Genomic DNA, 5,825 nt, shown 5'->3' with positions numbered 1-5,825 from the left:
TAGTCGTCCCGCCCCAGAGGCCGCTTCGGAATTCCCGTCCTCCGTACTCGCGCCGTCCGCGCCCATCGTCACGATCGACGATGTTCGCGCCGCCCATGCGCGAATTTCGGACCGGGTTATCCGCACGCCGACCCTGATCAGCCGGACCCTGTCGCAACTGACCGGCGCGACCGTCTATCTCAAGTTCGAAAATCTCCAGTTCACCGCCGCCTACAAGGAGCGCGGCGCGCTCAACACGCTGCTGCAACTCTCCGACGAAGCGCGGGCCAAGGGCGTGATCGCGGCCTCGGCGGGCAATCATGCGCAAGGGCTCGCCTATCATGCCAACCGGCTGGGCATCCCCGCGACCATCGTCATGCCGCGCACCACGCCGATCGTGAAGGTCGTCCAGACCGAAGGGCATGGCGCGACCGTGGTGCTGGAGGGCGATACGTTCGACGCCGCCTATGCCCATGCCCGCGTGCTGGAGGCGGAACGCGGTTTCACCTTCATCCACCCCTTCGACGATGCACGGGTGATCGCGGGCCAGGGCACGGTCGCGCTGGAGATGCTGGAGGACGCGCCCGACATCGACACGCTGATCGTGCCGATCGGCGGCGGCGGGCTGATCTCCGGCATGGCGACGGTCGCCGCCGCCATGCCCCGCCCGGTCGAGGTTGTGGGGGTGCAGGCCGAACTCTTCCCGTCGATGTACAACAAGCTGAACGGCACCGACCTGCCCTGCGCGGGCGATACGCTGGCCGAGGGGATCGCGGTCAAGGTACCGGGCGGCCTCACCTCGCAACTGGTGTCGCAACTGGTCCGCGAGATCGTGCTGGTCGACGAACGCCATCTGGAGGAAGCGGTCAGCGCGCTGCTCCAGATCGAAAAGACGGTGGTCGAGGGCGCGGGCGCGGCAGGCCTCGCCGCGCTGATGTCGCACCCCGAGCGGTTCCGGGGCAAGACGGTGGGCGTCGTGCTGTGCGGCGGCAATATCGATACGCGGCTGCTGGCCAATGTCCTGCTGCGCGACCTGGCGCGCTCCGGCCGCCTCGCCCGCCTGCGCATCCGGTTGCAGGACCAGCCGGGGGCGCTGTTCAACGTCGCGCGCATCTTCGACCGCGAGCGGGTGAACATCATCGAGGTCTATCACCAGCGCGTCTTCACCACCCTGCCCGCCAAGGGGCTGATCACCGATATCGAGTGCGAGACGCGCGACGCGCTGCACCTGCACCGGTTGATCGAGGCATTGCGCGCCAGCGGATATGAAACGACTCAGGTCGAACTGGCCTGAACAGCTTAGTTTTTTATGGAATCGTCCCGTTTCCGAACGATGCTGCCCATCGCTTCGGGCGGGAGGATCGTTAATAAGGGACAATCATCCTCCCCTTGAAGGAACTGCCCGGCGGTGACCGCGCCTTTTCGTTTCCCGCGCTTCTTCGTCACCAGCCCGTCCCCCTGCCCCTATCTGCCGGGGCGTGACGAGCGGAAGGTGTTCACCGAACTGAACGGCGAACATGCGGGCGAGTTGAACGAGGCGCTCAGCCGGATCGGTTTCCGCCGGAGCCAGGGGGTCGCCTATCGCCCCTCCTGCGCGGGCTGCACCGCCTGTATCTCGGTGCGCGTCGTCGCGGGGGAATTCCGCCCCAACGCCACCCAGCGCAAGCTGCTGCGCCGCCATGCCGATCTGGAAGTCACCGCGTGCCAGCCCTGGGCGACCGCCGAGCAATTCCAACTGCTCCGCCGCTATCTGGGCGAGCGGCACCCGGGCGGCGGCATGTCCGCGATGGACGAAAGCGACTATGCCGACATGGTCGAACTATCGCCGGTCCAGTCGGTGCTGGTCGAATATCGCGAACCCACCGGCCCCGAGGGGCAGCGGGGTCGGCTGGTCGGCGCGTGCCTGACCGATCGGCAAGGCGACGGCCTGTCGATGATCTACAGCTTCTTCGAGACGCAGGATGAAAGCCGCCCCGGGCTGGGCAATTTCATCATCATGGATCACATCCTGCGCGCCCGCGCCGCCAACCTGCCCTATGTCTATCTCGGCTATTGGGTGAAGGGGTCGCCGCGCATGGCGTACAAGACCCGCTATCAGCCGCTGGAAGCACTGGGTCCGCGCGGCTGGGCGACCTTCACCGGCGAGCCATCCGCACCGCCGCCGGTCGGAGCGTTGGGCTAACCCGGTCCGTTCGTTTTTTTGAAGTTCGCGCGAAGCCGCGATGACGCGAAGAGCTCATACGCGCCGACATCCCATCCCCATGTCTGCCCAACGTCTGAGCATGCGGGCCGCCAAGCTGCAAAACATCTTCGCGCCATCGCGGCTTCGCGCGAACAAATTTATTATTTCACAGCGTGATGGGTATTGATTGGGCGAACTTTCCTGACCATCGCCCAATAATGGGTTGCGCCTTGCCCCCCTGAACAAGGATGATTGCCCGTCATCCCCATCTATGCCGGGATGACGGTTCGTTCCGTTCGCGTAGACCGCATTCTGGCGGAGCGGTTACTGCCCCGCGTTCGTCACCGTCAGGCCGCCCCATGGCTCACCCGCGACCGCCGCCGCACCGGTCGCGTCGAGCGCCACCGCGACGCGGACATGGCGGTCCTGCGGGCTGAGCCCGGTGCAGGGGTCGAAGCCGATCCATCCGGGTCCCTCGACATGGGCTTCCGCCCAGCAATGCGGGCTGCCATGTTCTGCACTCCCAAGCGCCGCATAGCCCGAGACATAGCGCGCCGGGATGCCCAGCGACCGTGCCGCGACGCAGAAGATATGCGCCAGATCGCACGGTGTCGCACGATCCTCCGCGAAGATGCGCGCGACATCCAGGCGAGCGGCCCGCGCCTCGAAATCGACATCGAAACGCGCCTGGAGTGCGGCATTCAAGCTATGGAGCGCCGCGAGCGGGCCATCCGTCCCTTGCGTAGCCTCCGCCGCGAAGCCCGCGATCACCGGATCGGCCGGCGTAGCTTCGGTCGCGCGCAGGAAGAGCGGCGGCGGCAGCGTCTCGGTCGCGCCATGGATCAGGCCGTGCGCGTCGCTGGTCAGCACCTCGCCGGTGGCGGTGATCGTCACGACCTCCGGCGCATCCTCGACATAGAGCATGGTCACGGCATTGCCGAAGCCGTCATGGCTTGCCCGCAACCGCGCGTCGCAATCCACGTCGATCCGCCAATGCGCGACCGTCTGATCGTCATGGTTTTCGGGCGTCAGGCGCAGCATCTGCACCATGGGGCCACCCGCCACGCGGGGGCGGCAGGCGAGGTGATGCTCGATCGCGATCCGCATCAGGCGAACTTGAACTGACGGCCGATGGCGCCGTGCAGTTGGGCATTCTCCTGAATAAAGGCTTCGAGAAACTGATGAAGCCCGCCCGCGATCACATCGCCCGACCGCGTCTTGCTCATCCGGTTTGCGCGCACCCTCGCCATACGATCCGCTTCCCCATGCTGCCCCGTTCGCCGGGCGAGCTGCCCCAGCACATCCACCGTTTCCTCGACCGACGCCGCCAGGCTGCGCGGCAATTCGGCGCGCGCGATCAGCAGGTCGATGACGTTCGCGGGCTTCAGCCCGTCGGAATAGAGCCAGCGATAGGCGGTGACGGCGGACACGGTCTGAAGGATCGTCGTCCACTGGTCGCGATCGACGACACCGCCGATCCGCTCGCCCGCCGGCAGGAGGATGTGATACTTCACGTCGAGCAATCGCGCGGTGTTGTCCGCGCGCTCGACCGCCTGACCCAGCCGGATGAACCAAGTCGTCTGGTTGCGCAGCATCCGGTGCACCGCGCCCTCGAAACCGCGCGTCTCGTTCTTCACCGCCTCGACCAGGCTGAGCACCGCCGTCGGGTCCTCCGCCGCCGGTCGCGCCTCGAAATGCAGCCAGGCGCGGTTGATCGCGCTCCAGGCTTCACGGGTCAGCGCGGTGCGGACGGCACGCGCATTGGTCCGCGCCATGTCGACGCAGCGGACGATCGAACCGGGGTGGCAGCTTTCCACCGTCAGGAAGCGGGCGACCTCCCGCCGCCGTAGCTCGCGCCCGCCCTCGGCAAAGGCGCTGGCGGTATCGGTGACGGCCAGCGCCGACCCCCAGGCCGCCAGCCCCGCCGAACGCGGCGACAGCACGTCGAGCCGGACGGTCGCCTCGACCAGCCGGGCGATGAAATCCGCCCGCTCGAAATAACGCCCCAGCCAATAGAGCGAGGATGCGGTACGCGAAAGCATCAGCGCACCCCCTGCGTCTGGATCTGCGATTCCTGGCTCTGCACATGGACCCAGCTATCCGGTTCGGGGGCGAGCAGGACGAAGCTGTCCTTGGTCCCGCCGCCCTGGCTGGAATTGACGACCAGCGAGCCTTCGCGAAGCGCGACGCGGGTCAGGCCGCCGGGCGTCACCTCCACGCCGTTGCGTCCGGTCAGGACGAAGGGGCGGAAATCGACATGGCGCGGCGCGACGCCGCTTTCCACCAGCGTCGGCACGGTCGACAGCGCCAGCGTCGGCTGCGCGATGTAGCGATGCGGCTCGGCGATCAGCGCGGCGCGGAAATGCTCGATCTGCACCTTGGTAGCGGTGGGACCGACCAGCATCCCGTAACCGCCCGATCCGTCGACCAGCTTGACCACCAGCTCGCCCAGATGGTCGAGGACATAGGCCAGCGCCTCCGGCTCGCGGCAGCGCCAGGTATCGACATTCTTCAGCTTGGGCTCGGCACCCGAATAATAGCGGACGATATCGGGCATATAGCTGTAGATCGCCTTGTCGTCGGCGATGCCGTTGCCCGGCGCGTTGAGGATGGCGACATTGCCCGCCGCATAGGCCGCGATCAGACCCGGCACGCCCAGCATCGAATCCGGGCGGAAGACGAGCGGATCGAGGAAATCATCGTCCACCCGGCGATAGATGACGTCGACCTTCACCCGCCCCGCAATGGTTCGCATCCAGACGATGTCGTCGTCCACGACCAGATCGGCGGCCTCGACCAGTTCGACACCCATCGAATCGGCCAGGAAACTGTGTTCGTAATAGGCGGAGTTGTAATGGCCCGGCGTCAGGACGACGCAGGTCGGCTCGGCGACGCCGTGCGGCGCGACCGACTTCATCGTGGCGAGGAGACGGTCGGGATAGCTGTCCACTGCCGCCACCCGGAACTGGCGGAACAGCTCGGGGCAGAGGCGCAGCATCGCCTCGCGATTCTCCAGCATGTAGCTGACGCCCGAGGGCGTGCGGGCATTGTCCTCCAGCACGAAGAAATCGTCCGGCCCGGTGCGGACCAGATCGATCCCGCAGATATGCGCCCAGACCCCGTGCGGCGGGCGTATCCCGGCGATTTCGGGGCGGAATTGCGGATTGCCGAAGATCAGGTCGGGCGGCAGCACGCCGTCGCGCAGGATCTTCCGCTCGCCATAAATGTCGTCGAGAAAGGCGTTGATCGCCTCCACCCGCTGGACCAGCCCTTCGGACAGACGCGCCCATTCCGCCGGCAGGAAGACGCGCGGTACGATGTCGAACGGGATGATCCGCTCCGCCGCATCGCTTTCGCCATAAACCGCGAAGGTGATGCCCAGCTGGCGGAAGGTCGCCTCGGCCGCCTGCTGACGGCGGCGCAGTTCGCCATCGGGGGTATGATCGAGCCAGCGTTGTAACGCAGAGAGTTCGGGCCGCGGTGCCGTAGCGCCGGAAGCCCCCATGATTTCGTCGAACGCGGCGATTGTCCCCATCCGGTCGTTACGCTCCCCCTAATGGCCTGGTTCCATGCTGCACCGCATGGTGGGGGTGTGCAAGGGGGGCAAAAACAATTCCTCCCCGGCACGGGGAGGGGGACCGCCGCGAAGCGGGGGTGGAGGGGG

The 5,825-nt window shown here is 66.7% G+C and carries 5 protein-coding genes; 2 read left to right on the top strand and 3 right to left on the bottom strand.

Going from position 1 to position 5,825, the window contains the following annotated elements; translation table 11 throughout:
- Window positions 1-64: 64 nt before the first annotated feature.
- Both OXQ33_RS17355 and OXQ33_RS17350 read left to right on the top strand, forming a co-directional pair.
- Window positions 65-1,273, top strand: a complete 1,209-nt coding sequence (locus OXQ33_RS17355) for a threonine ammonia-lyase (RefSeq protein WP_346015359.1) — start codon at window positions 65-67, stop codon at window positions 1,271-1,273.
- 114 nt (window positions 1,274-1,387) lie between these two features.
- Window positions 1,388-2,161, top strand: coding sequence for an arginyltransferase (locus OXQ33_RS17350; protein WP_267436051.1), 774 nt, complete (start codon window positions 1,388-1,390; stop codon window positions 2,159-2,161).
- A gap of 324 nt (window positions 2,162-2,485) precedes the next feature.
- Here OXQ33_RS17350 and OXQ33_RS17345 read toward each other — a convergent pair whose 3' ends face one another.
- The 3 genes from OXQ33_RS17345 to OXQ33_RS17335 are packed head-to-tail and all read right to left on the bottom strand — an operon-like array spanning window position 2,486 to window position 5,696.
- A complete protein-coding gene (locus OXQ33_RS17345; RefSeq protein WP_267436050.1) occupies window positions 2,486-3,268 on the bottom strand; it encodes a transglutaminase family protein in 783 nt (260 codons plus the stop codon).
- Window positions 3,268-4,203 (bottom strand): alpha-E domain-containing protein, encoded by a 936-nt coding sequence (locus OXQ33_RS17340; protein ID WP_267436048.1) that lies wholly within the window; start codon window positions 4,201-4,203, stop codon window positions 3,268-3,270. Before OXQ33_RS17340 ends, OXQ33_RS17345 begins: the two co-directional genes overlap by 1 nt.
- A complete protein-coding gene (locus OXQ33_RS17335) occupies window positions 4,203-5,696 on the bottom strand; it encodes a circularly permuted type 2 ATP-grasp protein (protein ID WP_267436047.1) in 1,494 nt (497 codons plus the stop codon). Before OXQ33_RS17335 ends, OXQ33_RS17340 begins: the two co-directional genes overlap by 1 nt.
- Between the last annotated feature and the right edge of the window lie 129 nt (window positions 5,697-5,825).

Source organism: Sphingomonas sp. GM_Shp_1, from assembly GCF_026540895.1.
Lineage (GTDB): Bacteria > Pseudomonadota > Alphaproteobacteria > Sphingomonadales > Sphingomonadaceae > Sphingomonas.
This window is presented reverse-complemented; position numbering and strand designations above follow the sequence as displayed.

Bases quoted from the DNA above. Each gene is read 5' to 3' on its own strand.
- OXQ33_RS17345 (WP_267436050.1), bottom strand. From the start codon at position 3,268: ATGCGGATCGCGATCGAGCATCACCTCGCCTGCCGCCCCCGCGTGGCG.
- OXQ33_RS17335 (WP_267436047.1), bottom strand. From the start codon at position 5,696: ATGGGGACAATCGCCGCGTTCGACGAAATCATGGGGGCTTCCGGCGCT.
- OXQ33_RS17340 (WP_267436048.1), bottom strand. From the start codon at position 4,203: ATGCTTTCGCGTACCGCATCCTCGCTCTATTGGCTGGGGCGTTATTTC.